The following is a 16,244-nucleotide window of genomic DNA, read 5'->3' as shown; positions in this document are numbered from 1 at the left end:
CCGCGGCTCTGCAGTTCCGTTCACTCCGCCCGCGCGGCCACCGAAACCCGCGGGCGACATGCATACACACCATAGAGGAAAACGATGAATAACACTTTCGCATTCAACCACTTCAACTTTAACGTCAAGGACCTGGACCGCTCCCTCAAGTTCTATAAGGAAGCCTTCGGTCTCGAGCCGGTCGAGGTCAACGACCGCCCGAACTTCACCCTCGCCTTCCTCGGCGACAACACCACGAGCTTCCGTCTGGAGCTCACCTACCTCAAGGACCGCACCGAGGCCTATGACCTCGGCGAGCAGGAGTTCCACCTCGCGCTCCGCACTCCGAACATCAAGGAAGCGCACGACCTCCACACGAAGATGGGCTGCGTCTGCTTCGAGAACGCCCCGATGGGCATCTACTTCGTCGAGGACCCGGACGGCTACTGGATCGAGGTGATCCCGGACCGCACAAAGCCACAGTCCTGGCCGGAAGAAGCGTAACCATGGATTTATTTGAGTATATGGCGGAGAAGCAGAAGGAGTCCGACGCGCCGCTGGCCTCCCGCATGCGCCCGGAAACCCTCGACGACATCGTCGGCCAGGAGCAGATCATCGCCCCGGGCACCCTGCTCTACCGCGCGATCCGCGCCGACAAGCTCGGCTCCCTCATCTTTTACGGCCCGCCGGGCACCGGCAAGACGACCCTCGCGCAGGTCATCGCGCACACCACGAAGGCTGACTTCGAGCAGGTGAACGCCACCATCGCCGGCAAGAAGGACCTCGAGGAGGTCATCGCCCGCGCGAAGCAGAACCACGGCGGCTATGGTCGGAAGACCATCCTCTTCATCGACGAGATCCACCGCTTCAACAAGGCGCAGCAGGATTACCTCCTCCCGTTCGTCGAGGACGGCACCGTCATCCTCATCGGCGCGACCACCGAGAACCCGTACTTCGAGGTCAACGGCGCGCTGATCTCCCGCTCCCGCATCTTCGAGCTGAAGCCACTCTCCCGCGAGAACATCGCGACCCTCATCGACCGCGCCCTCACGGACACGCGGAAGGGCGTCGGCTCCTTTCATGCCTGGATCGACGACGACGCACGTGAGTTCCTCGCTGATGCTGCAAACGGCGACGCTCGCGCGGCGCTGAATGCTATCGAGCTTGCGGTCCTCACTACCGACCGCGACCCGGACGGCCGCATTCACATCACTCTTGACGTCGCCTCCGAGTGCATTCAGAAGCGCGCGGTGCGCTACGACAAGGACGGTGACAACCACTACGACACCGTGAGCGCCTTCATCAAGTCCATGCGCGGCTCCGACCCGGACGCCGCCGTCTATTACCTGGCCCGCATGCTCTCCGCCGGCGAAGACATCAAGTTCATCGCCCGCCGCATCGTGATCTGCGCCTCTGAGGACGTGGGCAATGCAGACCCCATGGCGGCAGTGGTTGCGACCAACGCGTTCCTGGCGGTGGAACGTGTCGGCATGCCGGAATCCCAGATCATCCTGGCCCAGGCCGCGACCTACGTCGCCTCCGCACCGAAGTCGAACGCTTGCTCCGCCGCGATCTTCGAGGCCATGCAGGAGGTGCAGCACTCCGGCAACCTCCCGATCCCATCCTACCTGCAGGACGCCCACTACAAGGCCAGCAGCAAGCTGAATCGCGGCGTCGGCTACAAGTACCCGCACGACTTCCCAGGCAACTGGGTCGAGCAGCAGTACCTCCCGGACGGCGTGAAGGACATGGAGTTCTACCACTACCCGCATAGTCATAGAAGGAATCACGACTGATAACGCCCAGAGAGGGGCCCCGGAAGCACAGTACTCCGCGACCGGAAGAATCTAAAATCCCATCCCTAAGAAGCACTAAGCCCTCTGCAATCACTGAGTTTTCTCTATGAAAACTCAGCGTTGCAGAGGGTGCTAAGGAAAAATTACTCTAAGTGCTTCTAAGGGATGGGATTTTGATTCTTCACGGTCGCTCTGTATGGCTTCCGGGGCTCCTCTCCGGGCTTGGCATCCAGCATGTGCGGCACCCGTCTGTCGCTTTCTTGCATACATTCACTCCATTCGCTCTCAGTATGTCTTCGATGTCTTCCAGTGCGTTATTATAACTGCTTACGTTAAGGAGATCATAGCATTCGGAAATAAACCCAAGAAGATCATATTTTTTAAAGAGTTCAGCACAATCCTTCGCCGTCATTTCCCACTTTGACTGCGCCATTCGGAACACCCAACATTGCATATCTGCGATATCCTTCTGTCTCTCAGTCATAAACTGTGTCTCCTTTCTTTACGATTCTATACCTGATTGTGATTATATATTGCTTGCTTAGACATCACAATGTACAAAATCATCGAGCTGACCCCTTTCATTATTTTGAAGTCACTTGCATGGCTGGCATAATCTGCTTTAAAATGTTGAATATTATGCTCTAATTATGGCATAATAATCCCATAAGAAAGGCGGTGCGATATGCCACAGATTATTCCAATCAAAGAACTCAAAGATACTACGAAGATTTCTGAACTATGCCATGCATCCTCTGAACCGATCTATATCACTAAAAATGGATATGGCGATATGGTCGTCATGAGCATGGAAACGTATGAGGCGACGATAAGGAGAGACCAGATTTATAAAGAACTTGAGATTTCAGAGAGACAGGTCGCAGAAGGGAAAACGCGCCCGGCGAAAGAAGCACTAGCGGATCTTAGGGTAAAATATGAATTATAAGCTTGAATTATCGGCTCATGCCGACGCTCAGATTGATAATTGCATTCAGTATGTTCGTCACTCTCTTCACAGCAAACAGGGCGCATCCGCAATACTGGATGATCTTGAATCTGCTTTTACCACATTGGAAATGTACGCAGAATCATTTGCTTTTTGTGAGGATCCTTATCTTCGTTCCAAGGAATACCGAAAACTTTCATTAGAAAAACACGATTATATACTCATATATCGAATCATCCTCGATACCGTCTACATCATCGGTTTTTTTCACATGAAAGAAAACTATCATGTAAAGCTATAATAACGTTTGAAAAAAATTGAGCCCTACCTCTTCAGAGGTGGGGCTCGATCTTTCATATGGATTATTTTCTGTTTTCAGCTTACTCCACGACGGTGATGGTGTCGGCGGTTGCGACACGCATGCGGAGGGAGTCCACGAAGCTTATCTTGACCTTCTTGCCAACGGCTGCGGTGGCGTCGGAGAGAAGCTGGTCGTCGCCGCTGACGCTGAACTTGAACTCGGTGGCGTCGTCACACTGGAGGTAAACGACGTCGTCCTCAAGCTTCGTGAGGGTGCCCTGTACGGCGTAAACGTCAGAAGCAGGGTCGTCCATCATGTCGTCGGTCAGGACGCGGAAGCAGGTGGCGTCATCTGCGCCGAGCTCGCCGATATAGAGGATCTGTGCGTATGTGCCGACCGCCGGCTCACCGATATCGAAACCATAGCTCGCGCGCTTGAAGGTGTACTCGGTGCCGTCCTGCGGGCCGTCCTCTTCGTTTCTGCCTTCCTCCTCACGTACGGTGATAGAGTCGTCGGTCAGTGCCGTGATCTCGCCGTACACCTGGGTGTTCTCGGAGAAGTCGGAGTTGGTGTTCTCGTACGGTACATCCATCTGAACCTCTGCGACCTTCATGCCATCCGTCGGGTCACCCTCGCCGGCGTAGTAGATGTCGACCTCGTCACCCGGCATCCAGCTCCATGCCGGATTCGTGTGTGCCTCTGAGAGGTCGACCGTGATGCTGCTGCCATCATCGAGCTCGACGGTCAGCTGATTACCGTCCGCCTTCTGAATAGTCGCATAGAAGTCGCTCATGTCATCAGTCGCGATCGTACCCTCGACCGTCTCCTGCTTTCCATCCTTCTTACCGCCACAGGCAGAAAGAGACAGTGCCATCATCGCCATCAGTAATGTGTATGTTAATTTCTTCTTCATGTAGTTCTCCTTTGGTTATTCTGTAAATCCATATCTCTGTTGCGAAGCCTGACACAAGCTTATCCTCATGCTCCTCACTGCGCTTCCGCAGCCAGACAGCCGACGATAAAATCAAGCGAACTATAAGATACCACGCAGAGGCGCGCAGTTCCATTTCTTTCCTCTTAAGGCTTTATTAAAATTCCGTTCATGCTTCGTCCGATTCGCAATGATGCACTATTTATAATAGGAAGCTGTGTTTGTTTTGTGAATTTTAAAAGATCTTACTGCGACAGGAGAAATTCTGCCGTCATGTTCCCCCACTGCCCGTTTTTCTCTATAACCGATGGCTTTATAAATACTGTCATTAATTTACTAAAGTATATAGAAAAATGACGAAAATTTTAGCGAAAATGCAACGAAACCACGAAAGTTACGAAAACGTGTACGAAAACCGGTTTATATATTGAACTGGCCGCGCGAGGGGCATATATTAAGTTTGAGTCAGAATCTCTGTAAGAAAATCGTAAGAATTAAAGTTCTGCATCAGATTTTTCAGTATAGTTAAGATTTCATCTTGGGGGAGAAGAAAATGAGGATTCATCTGAAAAAACGTTTCACAGCGCTTATGCTGGCGGGCATGATGGTGACATCGAACGTGCTGCCGGCGTATTCCGCGACGGATGGCATCGCCGTAGAGCAGGCGGACGCCAGCTACGAGGCTGAGGCCACAGCTGCGGACGCATCCGCAGCTGCCGAAAATTCGGAAGTTTGGGGGGGGGTATCATCTGAACAGGGTGATGCCGGGAAACCAGTGATCGATGCCGATGACACCGACAGCACCACGGATGCTTCTGGAAATGCCGCTTCCGACAGCGCCTCTTCCACCGCCGCTTCGGCTGATGCAGGCGACGAGAGTCATGTGGCGGATGCCGCAGCAGGCGAGCAGACCACCACAAACAAGTCCGAGGCGACCGATGGCGCAGCGATGGAAGAGTCAAAGTCCGACGCTGCCAATGGTACAGTGACAGAAGAGTCGAAGGCAGATGCTGGCAACGGCGCAGCAACAGAAGAGTCAAAGTCTGACGCGGCCAACGGCATAGTGACCGAAGAGAGTAAGTCGGATGCCGGCCATGGTACCGGTGCAGAAGAGAGTAAGGCAGATGCTGTCCATGGCTCGAACGCTGGCGGAAGCTCCGTGGTCGGAGCCGGCAGTGTAGACATTGACGAAAGCACGGGTGCGGCGGTCGAAATCGAAGAGACGAAGCCGGGCGAGCTCCTCGAGGAGGAGACGAAGCTTGCGACCGAGTCCGAGATCCCGAAGGAAGAGGACGAGAAGAAGCTCGAGGAAAAGGAAAACCGGAAGACCATCTACATCGCCTTCGGTAAGGGCGTTAAGGTGACGGCTACCCTCGAGGATGCGAATGCGGTGCCGGATGATGCCCGCCTCCGCGTAACCGAGATCGACGACGATGAGATGTATGCGGCGTATCTCGAGGCCATGGATGAAGCAGAGCCGGAGATTGAGCACACGAAGGACAACACCGTTCTCCGCGATATCTCCTTTATTATGAAGGATGAGAATGGCAAAGAGATCGAGTACGAGCCGACAGAAGGCTCCGTAAAGATCACGATCGAATACCTCGAAAATCACTTACAGGACTGGTTCGGCGTAGAGGACGCCGCTGAAGTGAAGACCTACCACCTCCCGCTCGCGGAAGGTGTAAAAGCCGAGGGTGAAAAAACCATTGACGTTCAGAATGTAAAGGCTTCTGACATCAACGTGCAGGAACTGGACAGCGACGTAAAGACAGAGAAGACAGTCGAGGTTGAAGTCGACAGCTTCTCTATGTTTGCGATGAGAAGAGCACAAGCAAGAACGACATCTTCAACCCCTATTGAATTAAAAGATATTACAAGCAGTATTAAAATAACGACAAATGGTAATATATCGAGAGATACTCCATTTACGCTGAATATGCACTTTGATGTAGATGACAACAGACTTCTGGATACAGTGAAAACAGAAAATGAAAGTGGCGAAAGCGTAATACGTAATGTTTGGGAGTACGATCTTTCTGAGTTTGTTGCGAGCCAGCCGCTGAATATTATCAATGGAATTTCGGGCGATCTCTATGAAGGAAATGAAATCACCGGTAGTTATAAGGTCGAAAATAATAAAATTACGTTTACAGTTAAGCAGGAGTTCTTAAAAGATAAAACACAAGGCGTAAATGGAAATTTTAGCTTCGAAGCTCAGCTGAATAAGAAAATGATCGGAACGGAGAAGGAATATACCTTTACATTCCCAGGCTCTGCGACAGGCGTTACCGTTGTTTTCCCGAAGAAAGCAGAGGCATCTAAAACTTGTGATAGTGGCTCTGGCGATGTTACATTTGAAAAAATAAATGAAGATGGCAGTATCATACTTAACTACACGCTTAAGTTTAAAGCGAATGCTGCAGTGAAAAATCTCGAGCTGAGAGATGAGCTTATCGGCCCACAGAATTATAAAGAGGACTCTTTTAAACTTTCTGAGAACTGGTATCCAGTATATAACAATTTGGGTGATGCACTTACCTTTAGCACAGATAGAAAAAGTATAACACTAGATGTATGTAAAGCTTTAAATATTACGAATACCACAGCTGATAGTGAATATATTCTCCAGTACTCAACGATCGTGAATAAGGAGGATATCGGACAGAATCTGCGAAATCGTGCGCAGTGGAGCTGGGACGGCGGCCAGACCACGGATGGCGGTACGACCAGTATCACGCCTCATAAAAAGCTTCAGGTAAGAAAGTCGGTCGAAAATAAAAACGGAGAATATCATTATACGATTACAGTCGGTGGTGAGGGCGTCAACATGCGAGGCCATAAGATTACCGATACGATGTCGGATAACCAGGTATTGGATGGTGATATTACGATTTCTCCAGACATAAATGGAATAAAGACAATTACGCCTGATGATAAGAATTATAGTCAGAAAGATACAAAGCTGTTTGAGTATATCTTCCCGAATGATCAGGATTGTATCGGCACCTATACCATAACCTACAAGACGAAGCCGGCAAAATCAGATCAGTTAACGGGCACACAGGATATAAAAAATAGGGTGACGGATGAACATAATGGAGATCGTGGAGAAGCATCGTCTGAAAACCAAAAACATAACTTCGGTGTTCAGCAGATGGCTAGGATTACGAAATCCTGGGCTGGCTTTAATACGGACGCAAAGGCTGTTCTTTGGAATATCAAGGTAGAGCTTCCGAAAGGCTGTACGGAGCTTCATAATGTCATTGTGACAGAACTGATGGCTGGATGTGGTGAAAATCAATGGTATAGACCATATATTATGACCTTTGATTTAAGCCATGTTGCGATTAAAAAGACAGATGGAACCCCTTATGAAGGAAGTCACAGTATTATCGAAGATGGGAAGAGTATTAAATTTGAAAATCTCACGTCGAGCATCGTTATAGAGGGTGTTCGAACAGTTTGTTCAGATGACCACGATTATACTAACACAGAGAAAGCAAGTTTCTATAATAAAGCAGGCGTAACTGTAGATGGCAAACCTGGTCAGGATAGTTGGGCAGAAAAAACCTTCGCAGACTGGAGCATGTCAAAATATGTTACAGAAGATAAAGCAACAGGAGAATTTAACTGGACGGTTACTGTGAACCCAGAGAAGGCAGATCTTCGTGAAGAAAAGAATCTAATCTTTGAGGATGAGATTCCAGAAGGCATGGAGCTTGTTGGTGGTTTGAAAATCACAACAGACGGATGGAGTTCAAATGGAAAACGTTACGATCGTTCCTGGGTATGGCCGGAAATAAAAGTATCAAATAAAACTGGTAAAATCCATGTGGATATAACTTCACAACTGGATGGAACCAAAGTGAATAATGGAGGAACAATTTATAACATCGAAACACCAGCAGGTATCAGTGGTGTCAGATATACGATTTCGTATAAGACGAAGCTGACGGGTGAGGCTCAGAAGCAAGAAAAGGAAAACCCACATCAGGTATTTTCTTATGAGAATGTGGCAAGAGTCGTTGATCAGGGTGGTGATAAGATAAAGGGAGATGCTACGGCGACGGTCGAGCATAAGTACAAGTACTTTACGAAGACTGATACTTCACCAGAAACTTTAACGGCGGATATTATCGAGTACCAGATCGTAATCAATCCAGATGCGCTGACTTTAAATGGCGGAAAAGACCTTACCTTGACGGATATTCTTCCGGAAGGAACGCAGTTTATCAGTAATGGCTATAATTTCATCCCTGAAGGGAGCTGCAAAAATCTGGGTCTGGATTCTGGAACGAGAACGCTTACGGTTGTCGTGCCGGATAGTCGGAGAATTACCTTTACGTATAAGTTGAAGTCAGATAATTTGTATCCTGACTGGTCTGGACATGTATTTACAAATTATGCAGAACTGAGTGGAACAGGAAAACAGGTTATCAACGTAGAGAAGAAGCATATTATCAAGAAGCATGCTGCAAATATTACTGGTTCTACGTCATCGATTCATATTCATAAATATGATGAAGATAATACCCATACATCACTATCTGGTGCAGAATTTAAGCTGTATCGATTAAAAGTTAGTGAGGATGGCACGCTTACCAAGGACGGAACGGATTCAGTTGCAACTGCAACTACAGATAAGAACAGTGGCAAGCTTACATTTAAGAATCTTACACCAGTAAATAACGCCAGCACAGCTGCACCATATTACGCCTACAAATTCGTGGAAACGAAGGCACCAGAGGGATATGCTATCAACGAAAAGTACGACGACAAGCATGGATGTTATTTCGTTTTCTACGAAGGCGAGGATGAAAATGCGGATAAAAAGGCGCAAGAAGTAAAGACACTGATTGAAAACAAAAATAAAGATAAAAAGCTAGAGGTAAAGGTTGTTCCTGGAGCCTATACATTTGAGGTAAGTAATAAGAAACCGAGCACACCTGCTCAGGAGACCATAGAAATCAGTGGCGAAAAGGTGTGGAATGATGCGAATAACCAGGATGGACTGAGACCGAATGAAATCACGGTAGATCTGTACGCGAATAACAAAAAGGTTGAAGGTAAGACAGTAACAGTAACTGCATTGAGCGACTGGAAATACGGTTGGAGCGGTTTGGAGAAATTAGATAAGGCCGGAAAGGAGATTGCATATACAGTAGTCGAGAGAAGTGTACCGGCTGGATATAAGTCGTCTGCGCCTGGCGACAAAAATAATGACTATAAGATTACAAACACCCATACTCCGGAAACGACAAGCATCACTGTACAGAAGGTATGGTCGGATAATAACGATCAGGATGGCAAGCGACCGAAGACAATCACAGTAAAGCTGATGAAACAGCTTGCTGGCAGTGAGACGATCGAAGATGCAAACCGTCAGAAGGTTCTTGATGAAGCCGGGGAATGGAAAGCAACGTTTGACAATCTTCCGGTGTATGAGTCAGGCAAAAAGATTACCTACACCGTAACCGAGGAAGCGATTCCGGGTTATGTTCTGACGGATTCGAAGTCTTCTACAGAAGATGGTAAGATCGTGGTACAGCTGACGAATAAGTCGATCGATTTTAAGGTCAACAAGTTCGAGCGTACGGGTACGCGTGAGCTGGATGGTGCGAAGATTCAGATTAAGGATTCCACGGGCGCAGTAATTGCGGAGTGGATTTCGAAGTCGGGTGAGACGCATGACTTCGGCTCGAAGCTGAAGGCAGGTGAGACCTACACGATTCACGAGGAGACAGCGCCGAGCGGTTATTACACGATCAGCGATATGAACTTCACCGTAGGTGAGAAGGGTGAAATCACGCTGGCAGGCAGCTCCGATGATGTCAAGCTTGAGGACGGTGTCATCAAGATCTGTGATGAGCGGATCAAGTCCTCCGGCGGTGGCGGTGGTGGAGATCATCCGCATCCGCTTCCGGAGACTACACCGGCTGAGACGACACCTGCGGAGACGACGGTACCAGAAACCACACCGGTAGAGACGACGAATCCAGGCGGCGGACATGGTGGTCCGTCCGAGGAGGTTGAGACCGACGAGTATGGTCGAGTAAGAGGTGCGAACCGTAACAAGAACAAGAAGGGCCAGAATGGCCAGGATGGCGGTAATGTAAAGGGAGCGAACAGAGGAAAGACGAGAACGGGCGATGAGTCCATGATGTCGATCTTTGGTTTTGGATTCCTGGCAGCCGTACTGGTACTGCTCGGATGGTTCGGCATTCGATTCACGAAGAGAAATCGCCGTTAATTCAGTAGAGTAGAAAGAGAGAGGGGACAGGCCGTGTGGCCTGTCCCCTCTTTATAAAATTTATTCCCCGAACAGCTGCTGGGAGTCCAGCATCAGGGTGAATGGTCCGTCGTTCAGCAGCTCGACCTTCATGTCGGCGCCGAAGCGGCCGTGCTCGACGGTCGGCACGTACTTCCGGCACTCGGCCATGAAATACTCGTAGAGAGCATTGGCCTTCTCCGGGGCACCGGCCTCGATGAAGCTCGGGCGGTTGCCCTTCCTGCAGTTCGCGTAGAGGGTGAACTGGCTCACGACGAGCAGCTCACCGCCGACATCGGCGAGGGAGCAGTTGGTCTTGCCGTTTTCGTCCGGGAAGATCCGGAGTCCGCAGATTTTCTTGACCATGCGGTCCGCGAGCGCCTCGGTATCCGTTTCGGCGACGCCGAGGAGGATGAGGAAGCCGCGGTCGATGCGGCCGATCTGTTCACCGTCGACCGTGACGGAGGCGTGGTTGACGACCTGGATGACACATCTCATAGTAGTTTCTCCTGTTTCTTTCATGAAGCACCGGCGCGATGCCGATGTACACGGAAACCTGTCCACTGGCAAGCTTAGTATACATTCGCGCATCGGCGTGCGAGCTTCGTATTTACTTGAACTGATTCAGTTCGCGATTGTAGTGGTAGTCGATGCCGGCGAGCGTCGCTTCGAGGGTGGCCTGGTCGGCGTCGAGGGCGTCGCAGAGGGCCTCGAGTGAGTCGTAGTTGTCGCGGAGCTGGGTGTTGAGGTAGCTCAGCAGCATGATGGGATCCTTCGGTAAATTCATCTTCGTTCCTTTCTATGTTGTGAAATTCTGATCAAAATACTATAATGTTCAGTAATCTGCGGTTCTATGAGCTGCCGCGCGGGCCGACACTGAGAAGCCGGCCACGCCCGCGGTCATGAGCGCGCACAGACTGACCGCGGCGAGATGTACCAGGCGCCCGGAGGCATTGGCCTCGGACAGGGTACAGGAAGCCGCATCCGAAAGGAGTATAGCATATGAAAGACGAGAATTGTATTTTCTGTAAGTTAGCTTGTGGAGATATTCCGACGACCACCCTCTACGAGGATGACACCTTCCGCGTGATTTTCGACGCGAGCCCGGCGACGGTGGGCCACGTCCTGATCATCCCGAAGGAGCATTATGAGGACCTCACGCAGCTGCCGGACGAGGTGGCGGCGCAGGTGATGCCGCTCGCGCGTCGCATCGGCATCGCGGAGATGGAGGCGCTCGGTGCGAAGGGCTTTAACGTCGTGCAGAACAACGGCGAGGCGGCCGGTCAGACCGTACATCACTTCCACACGCACGTGATCCCGCGCTACGGCACAGAGGACGAGATGGTGCTCTGGAAGCCGGGCACGACCGACGCGGCGGAGCTAGCGGATACCTGCGAGAAGCTGCAGGCGGCGCTGAACAACGAGCGTTGATAGCATGTCGCTGTGCCCCTGGGCGGACGCGGGCGCTTCACGCTGCCTGGGCCGCTGCGATGACGCAGGCGCTTCACGCTGCCTGGGCCGCTGCTGGGGGCCGCAGCATAGATGGGAGAAGTTTATTCGATGATGACGAAAAAGATCGTGCTGACCGGTGGGGGTACCGCTGGCCATGTCACTGCAAATATCGCACTGATGCCGCGTCTTCGGGCGGACGGCTATGAGGTGCACTACATCGGTTCCTACGACGGCATCGAGAAGAAGATGATGGAGCGCGAGGAGGTGCCGTACACGGGGATCTCCACGGGGAAGCTTCGTCGTTACTTCGATCTCCGGAATTTTTCGGACCCGATCCGTGTGCTGAAGGGCTACGGGGAGGCGAAGCGGGCGCTTCGGCGGATCCAGCCGGACATCGTGTTCAGTAAGGGCGGCTTCGTGGCCGTGCCGGTGGTCTGGGCGGCGCATGCCCTGCATATTCCGGTGGTGACGCATGAGTCCGACATGACGCCGGGACTCGCAAATAAGCTCTGCCTTCGTGCCGCGAGCCGCATCTGCTGCAACTTCCCGGAGACGACGAAGTCGCTCCCGGCGGGCAAGGCCGTGCTGACCGGTTCGCCGATTCGTGAGAAGCTGCTCCAGGGCACCCGCGAGGAGGGCCTCGCGATGACCGGATTCAGCGGCGACAAGCCGGTGCTCATGGAGATCGGCGGTTCCCTGGGCTCCGTGGCGATCAACACAGCGCTCCGCGCGATGCTGCCGCAGCTCCTCGAGAAGTACGACGTGATCCACATCTGCGGGAAAGGCAACCTCGATGAGTCGCTCGCCGACACGCCGGGCTATAAGCAGTACGAGTTCCTGTCCGACGGACTCCGGAATCTCTACGCCCTCGCGGACGTCGTGATTTCCCGCGCCGGTGCCAATGTCATCTGCGAGCTGCTGGCACTGAAGAAGCCGAATATCCTGATCCCGCTGCCGCTCGATCAGAGCCGCGGCGATCAGATCCTGAACGCGGAGTCCTTCGAGAAGCAGGGCTTCAGCTACGTCCTCGATCAGCATGCGATGGAGAAGGACTCGACGCTCCTCTCGACGGCCATCGAGACCGTCTATGCGAAGCGTGCCCAGTACATCGCGGCCATGGAGCAGTCCCAGCAGGGAAACGGCGTCGACCAGGTCATCGCCGTGCTGCGGGAAGTCGTAAATAATAATTAAGAGGTTTAGAAATGATTGGAATTATTGGAGCAATGGATGAAGAGGTCGAGAAGCTGAAGGCGGACATCACCGACGCGGTGACCGAAGTACACAACGGACTCAGCTTCGTGACCGGCCAGCTGAACGGGAAGGACGTCACCGTGGTGCGCTCCGGCATTGGCAAGGTCAATGCTGGCGCCTGCACAGCGGTGCTGATCGACCGCTTCGCTGTGGACTGCGTCATCAACACCGGCATCGCCGGATCCCTCGACGCCCACATCAATATCGGAGACATTGTCCTCTCCGAGGATGCGGTGCAGTACGACATGGACGCGACGAACTTCGGCTACCAGCTCGGCGAGATCCCGCGCGTCGGCACCATGGCCTTCCACGCGGACGATCGTCTGATCGCTGCCGCGGAGGAGGAGAACCGCCGCGTGAACCCGGAGATCCGCACCTTCATCGGCCGCGTCTGCAGCGGTGACAAGTTCGTCTCCGACAGCGACACGAAGAACTGGATCATCAAGCATTTCCAGGGTCGCTGCTGCGAGATGGAGGGCGCGGCCATCGCCCAGATCGCATGGCAGAATAAGGTGCCGTTCGTCATCATCCGCGCCATCTCTGACAAGGCCGACGACTCCGCTCATGTGGACTACCCGACCTTCGAAAAGCAGGCCATCGAGCACTGCGTGAAGCTCACCGAAGCACTCGTGGCGAGAATCTGATGCGCGAAACATCATGAGGTGCTGTGCCAGACATTCCTCCATGTGCAGGTAAAGGACAACATGCACACGAACGCGTAGAGTGGAAGTGCGCATCCATAAGGGAATACTGTTATATCAAAAAGACCGTTCCGGCAGCTGTGGCTGTGGGAGCGGTCTTTAAATTTCGTGATGAAACCGTCAGGCAAGGCGATGCATCCTCTTTTAATTTCATGATGAAGTCGTCACCATGCTGGTCATCCTTCAGGTCGGAAATCACTGCGCCGGGTGCTCGAGCTGTGCGACGGCGTCGATGATCGAGGTCGCGCTGCCCTGCTGCAGCATCTCGGCGATGCGGTCGATGTCCTGGGCGTTCATGTGGGCCTTTCCGAGATACTGCTCGTAGGTCCGGGAGAGGTTCAGCGCCTGCTCCTTCTCCTGGTTCTCGAAGTGCTGGCGGAGCTCGGTGGCTGCCTTGAAGTTTTTCTGAAGCTCCTCGAGCTGCGGGCGGGCCGCGGTCTCGATCTCATCCGTGATGATGTTCGTCGTCACGGTTTCGAAGGTGTTCTGGGCGCCCTGCTTGCGGCTGATGACATCATTGCGCTCCTGCTGCGCCTTCGCGATCTCATCGTCGTACGACTGCAGATTATAGTCTGTGTCATCCGCATCCGTCCGGATGGACTTCGTCAGCGACTTGATTTTCCTGCGATTGCTGCGGATCTGATTCTTGATCTTCCGACCGTCACGGATCACCGCGGAGTGCTTCCCGATGGTGGCATTCATCAACGACACATAGATCCCGCCGATCAGGAGAATGTCTACGACGTAAATCAGTACCAGCTGCCAGATCTTATGCGCCGGGATGAAGTAGTAGATGCCGAACGGGAGTGCCGCGAAGAACACAACGAAGGTCAGCAGGCAGAGGAAGAGTTCGACGAAGCCGGATGGGCGGAACAGGGTGTAGAACACACTCGAGTTGCAGATCGACGGCACATGATCCCTCTTGAAGATCGCGGCCAGCTGACGCTTCAGCTCCTTGTTCTCGGTGACCAGCGGCTCGGTTTCCCGCTTGATGCGGCCCTTCATGCCCTCCTTGCGGGCATGCTCTCGCTCGTCCTGCGCCTTCTTGAGACGCGCATCGACCTGACTCAACTGCTTATCGTAGGTCGCCGTGATCTCGTCACCACGCGCCTTCAGCGTCTTCTGAATCTTCTCCTGCATCTCCTTCCGCGCCTTATCGAGTGCGGCAGACAGCTGCTTCTCCTGCTCGCGCTGCGACTTCAGACTCTCACTCACCTTCTGATAAGCAGCGACGGCGATTTTCGCCTCCCCTAAAAACTGCTGTGGATTCTCTATTTCCAGTCCCATGATCTTCCGTCCTCCTGAAAGCGATGAATTCATGATTCACACGGTCTTTACTTTTCTGTTTATTTCCATTAAGGTAATAAACTACAGATTTACTTCATCATAGTATCCATATTTGAATAAACCATGAACGCAGAACCGCAAAAATAAATTTCTTCCGTTCTGAAACTATTATAGCATTTATCTACTTCGTGATAAACGAAAAGGCGCTTCAGAACGGTTCACATCCCCGATTTTTTACAGCAGTTCAGGCAGGGGCACCAGAGTGTGACAATACCGAGATCGTTTCTCGACATCGCTTTACAGCAGTTCAGGCAAGGGCACCAGAGCGGTCGAGTCAGTTGACATTACAAAGGAGAATCCTATGTTTCGTATGAGTGGCACAATTTATAAGGACGGACGTATCGTTCGGGACTGTGTTTCCCGCCAGGAGGATTACATCATGTCCCGTACCGATCGCGTGCTCACCGCGCTGAAGGAAATCTGTGAGTACATGGACCTCGCCGTACCGATCTGGCTCTCCACGAACATCCGGGAGTTCCAGCGGAAGTCCGTCACCGTCTTCCGCGAAGACTGCTTCATGGAACCGATCAGCTTCGACTATCTCCGCATCGAAGTTATCGAGGAGTGAGGAAAACCAATTTGTTTCCAGTGAAAAAACATCCAATCAAAAAAGACCGCTTCCACAGCCACAGCTGCCGGAGCGGTCTTTTTGATGTGAAAAAGTAGTTTCTTATAAATGCTCACTTCCACTCTAAGTGGCGCTCGTGGAGCATGCAGTCCTTTAAATACATATTGATGAGCGTCTGATACGGCACACCCACCTGTGCAGCTTCATTTTTGAAGTACACGATGATACTGCTGTCAAGATTGATGGAAATCGGTTTTTTGGCCTCTTTTGCGTATGGATTCTTACGCGGATTTAAGTTCTTGATGTCATATTCTTCACGCATACTGCACCTCCATTCATTTTCTATTTATATATATTATATATATAAAATCCATATATGTCACTACATGTTGCGAGAAAGGCGAGACATGTTTTGGGCCCGCGTTACTGTTCACTCGTCAACTGAATTCAGGCAGGAGCCGGAGGGGCAGCAACGTAGGAACAGTACTCCGTTGCCGCCCCTTCGCCGCCTCTGGCCAACGTTACTATCCAATATGGTTTGATGATAAAAATACTGGATATGTTTTTTGACTGTAAGCATGACAGGTGGATGCAAAATATCCACTCTCAGGCGATTTCAAAAATATTGGATACGAAAAGCCTTGTTTCCTAAGAGGAATCCGGGCTCGCATAACCAGTATTTAAAAAAAGAAGGTTTATTG

Annotated in this window: 15 protein-coding genes; 9 read left to right on the top strand and 6 right to left on the bottom strand. The window is 51.7% G+C overall.

Going from position 1 to position 16,244, the window contains the following annotated elements; translation table 11 throughout:
- The first annotated feature begins 84 nt into the window (after window positions 1-84).
- Both ACTNC3_RS04805 and ACTNC3_RS04800 read left to right on the top strand, forming a co-directional pair.
- Window positions 85-483, top strand: a complete 399-nt coding sequence (locus tag ACTNC3_RS04805; RefSeq protein ID WP_410043344.1) for a VOC family protein — start codon at window positions 85-87, stop codon at window positions 481-483.
- A 2-nt stretch (window positions 484-485) separates the two neighbouring features.
- Window positions 486-1,775, top strand: coding sequence for a replication-associated recombination protein A (locus ACTNC3_RS04800; RefSeq protein ID WP_441226653.1), 1,290 nt, complete (start codon window positions 486-488; stop codon window positions 1,773-1,775).
- A gap of 181 nt (window positions 1,776-1,956) precedes the next feature.
- On the opposite strand, the gene ACTNC3_RS04795 is transcribed toward ACTNC3_RS04800, so the two are convergent.
- Entirely contained in the window at window positions 1,957-2,208 is a 252-nt protein-coding gene (locus tag ACTNC3_RS04795) for a DUF3791 domain-containing protein (protein ID WP_441226707.1), read from the bottom strand.
- Between the two features lie 252 nt (window positions 2,209-2,460).
- Between ACTNC3_RS04795 and ACTNC3_RS04790 the strand changes: the two genes are divergently transcribed.
- A complete protein-coding gene (locus ACTNC3_RS04790) occupies window positions 2,461-2,721 on the top strand; it encodes a type II toxin-antitoxin system Phd/YefM family antitoxin (RefSeq protein ID WP_441226652.1) in 261 nt (86 codons plus the stop codon).
- Window positions 2,711-3,022: a type II toxin-antitoxin system RelE/ParE family toxin gene (locus tag ACTNC3_RS04785; RefSeq protein ID WP_441226651.1), complete on the top strand. Its 312-nt coding sequence runs from the start codon at window positions 2,711-2,713 to the stop codon at window positions 3,020-3,022. The genes ACTNC3_RS04790 and ACTNC3_RS04785 overlap by 11 nt, the downstream gene beginning before the upstream one ends.
- Before the next feature lie 79 nt (window positions 3,023-3,101).
- Here the strand turns inward: ACTNC3_RS04785 and ACTNC3_RS04780 are convergent, their stop codons facing one another.
- A complete protein-coding gene (locus tag ACTNC3_RS04780; protein WP_441226650.1) occupies window positions 3,102-3,935 on the bottom strand; it encodes a hypothetical protein in 834 nt (277 codons plus the stop codon).
- A 571-nt stretch (window positions 3,936-4,506) separates the two neighbouring features.
- On the opposite strand from ACTNC3_RS04780, the gene ACTNC3_RS04775 reads away from it, so the two are divergent.
- Complete coding sequence (locus tag ACTNC3_RS04775) at window positions 4,507-10,206, top strand: Cna B-type domain-containing protein (RefSeq protein ID WP_441226649.1); 5,700 nt, start codon at window positions 4,507-4,509, stop codon at window positions 10,204-10,206.
- A gap of 60 nt (window positions 10,207-10,266) precedes the next feature.
- Here ACTNC3_RS04775 and dtd read toward each other — a convergent pair whose 3' ends face one another.
- Complete coding sequence (gene dtd / locus ACTNC3_RS04770) at window positions 10,267-10,722, bottom strand: D-aminoacyl-tRNA deacylase (RefSeq protein ID WP_441226648.1); 456 nt, start codon at window positions 10,720-10,722, stop codon at window positions 10,267-10,269.
- A gap of 112 nt (window positions 10,723-10,834) precedes the next feature.
- A complete protein-coding gene (locus ACTNC3_RS04765) occupies window positions 10,835-11,011 on the bottom strand; it encodes a DUF4250 domain-containing protein (RefSeq protein WP_441226647.1) in 177 nt (58 codons plus the stop codon).
- Window positions 11,012-11,226: 215 nt separating this feature from the next.
- Between ACTNC3_RS04765 and ACTNC3_RS04760 the strand changes: the two genes are divergently transcribed.
- From ACTNC3_RS04760 to ACTNC3_RS04750, 3 genes are all read left to right on the top strand, one after another.
- Complete coding sequence (locus tag ACTNC3_RS04760; protein WP_441226646.1) at window positions 11,227-11,655, top strand: HIT family protein; 429 nt, start codon at window positions 11,227-11,229, stop codon at window positions 11,653-11,655.
- Between the two features lie 129 nt (window positions 11,656-11,784).
- On the top strand, window positions 11,785-12,867 hold the full coding sequence (locus ACTNC3_RS04755) for an undecaprenyldiphospho-muramoylpentapeptide beta-N-acetylglucosaminyltransferase (protein ID WP_441226645.1): 1,083 nt from the start codon (window positions 11,785-11,787) through the stop codon (window positions 12,865-12,867).
- A gap of 11 nt (window positions 12,868-12,878) precedes the next feature.
- Window positions 12,879-13,571, top strand: a complete 693-nt coding sequence (locus tag ACTNC3_RS04750) for a 5'-methylthioadenosine/adenosylhomocysteine nucleosidase (protein WP_410043334.1) — start codon at window positions 12,879-12,881, stop codon at window positions 13,569-13,571.
- A 252-nt stretch (window positions 13,572-13,823) separates the two neighbouring features.
- On the opposite strand, the gene ACTNC3_RS04745 is transcribed toward ACTNC3_RS04750, so the two are convergent.
- Complete coding sequence (locus ACTNC3_RS04745) at window positions 13,824-14,915, bottom strand: hypothetical protein (protein WP_441226644.1); 1,092 nt, start codon at window positions 14,913-14,915, stop codon at window positions 13,824-13,826.
- A gap of 370 nt (window positions 14,916-15,285) precedes the next feature.
- On the opposite strand from ACTNC3_RS04745, the gene ACTNC3_RS04740 reads away from it, so the two are divergent.
- Window positions 15,286-15,543: a hypothetical protein gene (locus ACTNC3_RS04740; protein ID WP_441226643.1), complete on the top strand. Its 258-nt coding sequence runs from the start codon at window positions 15,286-15,288 to the stop codon at window positions 15,541-15,543.
- 112 nt (window positions 15,544-15,655) lie between these two features.
- On the opposite strand, the gene ACTNC3_RS04735 is transcribed toward ACTNC3_RS04740, so the two are convergent.
- Complete coding sequence (locus ACTNC3_RS04735; RefSeq protein ID WP_441226642.1) at window positions 15,656-15,865, bottom strand: CopG family antitoxin; 210 nt, start codon at window positions 15,863-15,865, stop codon at window positions 15,656-15,658.
- Window positions 15,866-16,244 lie beyond the last annotated feature (379 nt).

It is taken from the genome of Oribacterium sp. HCP3S3_B9 (assembly GCF_052064255.1).
Classification (GTDB): Bacteria; Bacillota; Clostridia; order Lachnospirales; family Lachnospiraceae; genus Oribacterium.
The sequence above is the reverse complement of the archived record's forward strand: the minus strand, read 5'-3'. Positions and strand labels throughout refer to the sequence as shown.

Excerpts from the sequence above, each read along its gene's own strand:
- ACTNC3_RS04755 (WP_441226645.1), top strand. The coding sequence starts at position 11,785 with ATGATGACGAAAAAGATCGTGCTGACCGGTGGGGGTACCGCTGGCCAT.
- ACTNC3_RS04790 (WP_441226652.1), top strand. The coding sequence starts at position 2,461 with ATGCCACAGATTATTCCAATCAAAGAACTCAAAGATACTACGAAGATT.
- ACTNC3_RS04775 (WP_441226649.1), top strand. The coding sequence starts at position 4,507 with ATGAGGATTCATCTGAAAAAACGTTTCACAGCGCTTATGCTGGCGGGC.
- dtd (WP_441226648.1), bottom strand. The coding sequence starts at position 10,722 with ATGAGATGTGTCATCCAGGTCGTCAACCACGCCTCCGTCACGGTCGAC.
- ACTNC3_RS04765 (WP_441226647.1), bottom strand. The coding sequence starts at position 11,011 with ATGAATTTACCGAAGGATCCCATCATGCTGCTGAGCTACCTCAACACC.
- ACTNC3_RS04805 (WP_410043344.1), top strand. The coding sequence starts at position 85 with ATGAATAACACTTTCGCATTCAACCACTTCAACTTTAACGTCAAGGAC.
- ACTNC3_RS04745 (WP_441226644.1), bottom strand. The coding sequence starts at position 14,915 with ATGGGACTGGAAATAGAGAATCCACAGCAGTTTTTAGGGGAGGCGAAA.
- ACTNC3_RS04740 (WP_441226643.1), top strand. The coding sequence starts at position 15,286 with ATGAGTGGCACAATTTATAAGGACGGACGTATCGTTCGGGACTGTGTT.
- ACTNC3_RS04750 (WP_410043334.1), top strand. The coding sequence starts at position 12,879 with ATGATTGGAATTATTGGAGCAATGGATGAAGAGGTCGAGAAGCTGAAG.
- ACTNC3_RS04800 (WP_441226653.1), top strand. The coding sequence starts at position 486 with ATGGATTTATTTGAGTATATGGCGGAGAAGCAGAAGGAGTCCGACGCG.
- ACTNC3_RS04760 (WP_441226646.1), top strand. The coding sequence starts at position 11,227 with ATGAAAGACGAGAATTGTATTTTCTGTAAGTTAGCTTGTGGAGATATT.
- ACTNC3_RS04795 (WP_441226707.1), bottom strand. The coding sequence starts at position 2,208 with ATGGCGCAGTCAAAGTGGGAAATGACGGCGAAGGATTGTGCTGAACTC.
- ACTNC3_RS04785 (WP_441226651.1), top strand. The coding sequence starts at position 2,711 with ATGAATTATAAGCTTGAATTATCGGCTCATGCCGACGCTCAGATTGAT.
- ACTNC3_RS04735 (WP_441226642.1), bottom strand. The coding sequence starts at position 15,865 with ATGCGTGAAGAATATGACATCAAGAACTTAAATCCGCGTAAGAATCCA.
- ACTNC3_RS04780 (WP_441226650.1), bottom strand. The coding sequence starts at position 3,935 with ATGAAGAAGAAATTAACATACACATTACTGATGGCGATGATGGCACTG.